General features: G+C 41.5%; 1 protein-coding gene. It reads right to left on the minus strand.

Translation table 11 applies throughout. The features are described from left to right. Nucleotides 1-85: 85 nt before the first annotated feature. On the minus strand, nucleotides 86-1,348 hold a 1,263-nt coding region (locus tag ONT18_RS17260), incomplete at its 5' end, for an IS1380 family transposase (protein WP_264907295.1).

The raw sequence follows: 1,348 nt of genomic DNA on the forward strand, positions 1-1,348 counted from the left end.
AACAGAAATGTCGCAGACACAAAATCCCCTTACCCCATAAAGCGACTTGAGGTAATACGCTGGTTTAACCAGAAAAGCATGGTCTTTAACCAAAGTCTGTCTTGAACAGGTTGGCATAAGCATTGTTGTCTGAGTAAATGTTCAATACATGCCTACGTGATGTCTTAATCCATTTCGCAGGAACAGAGATGAACTTGAAAACAAAGGTCTTGATTCTGCTGGTGGCACGCAATCCAAATTCATGGGTTTTCAATCTCTGCATAATAGCTTTGTAGAAGTTTCTGATGAGAGCTGTCATAAGCAGGAATACAGTATTCTGTGCCATGAACGATTTTGGCAATCGATTCCAGCCAAAGCCATTGTTCATGTCATCGAAGATGCGTTCCTTGCCACCACGAAGATTGTAGAATTCCACGATGTCTCTTGCACTCGACTTGTAATCGTTAGTCAGTATACATCTGTAGGTATATTCGCCTTCCCAAATGTCAAGGTATCCATCTATTCGCCTTTGTCTCTGTATGACAAGACGATACGGTTTTCCTTTCCATTTCTCAACAAGGATAGAATTCAACTCAAACTCAATACCGTTGATTTCAACAGTTTTCCATCCAGTTAAGGCAAACATGGAATCGTAGAAAGAAGAGCATCTGTTGGCACGAATATAAAAATGCCTGCAATGAGCCTCTACCATATCTACGATTTCCTCCGAACATGAGCCGCAATCCATGCGGGCACGAGAAATATATATTTCCGAAGCCTCCAATCGCTTGAAGATTCTTTCCAAAGTCTCTCTTTGGTTGAAGCGCACGTTTGTGTTACCGTCTCTATTTTCAATACCGACAATCATGTCGTTAATGACTGCCACCCCTGGACTATAGCCCAAGAACTTCTTGTAGGTTGGTTTTGCATCATACTTCTCTGTTTCAATGAACTGATGGTCAAAGTCAAAATCATACTCTTGACCGGATTTCAATTGACCAGTAGCAAGCAGGGCATTGACCAGTAAGCAGTTCATCTTGTCTGCAGTATTGAAATCATAGGATTTGCCAGAAGCAGACTTATAGGTGATGCTCTTAAAAGTCAGTTCTTCGATAGCACGTAATATGGTGTCTGCGCTGCAAGTGCGAAGAGTTGGATGAAGAGACAAATGTTTCATCAGGTGAGTTGTAACATCCTCAATACATGAGCCACCACAAAGATATACGCACATCAGAGAGCGTAGAATCTCGCTATATTGATAACCAAACATAGTGCATCTCAATCCCAAGGTGGAATCTATGGTTTGAGCTAAAAGAGCATCAAATTGCTCCATAATCGAAAAAATTCCCCCAAAAGGAGTGAGTTTCTC

The sequence above is a fragment of the Segatella copri genome (assembly GCF_026015295.1).
Taxonomy (GTDB): Bacteria; Bacteroidota; Bacteroidia; order Bacteroidales; family Bacteroidaceae; genus Prevotella; species Prevotella copri_C.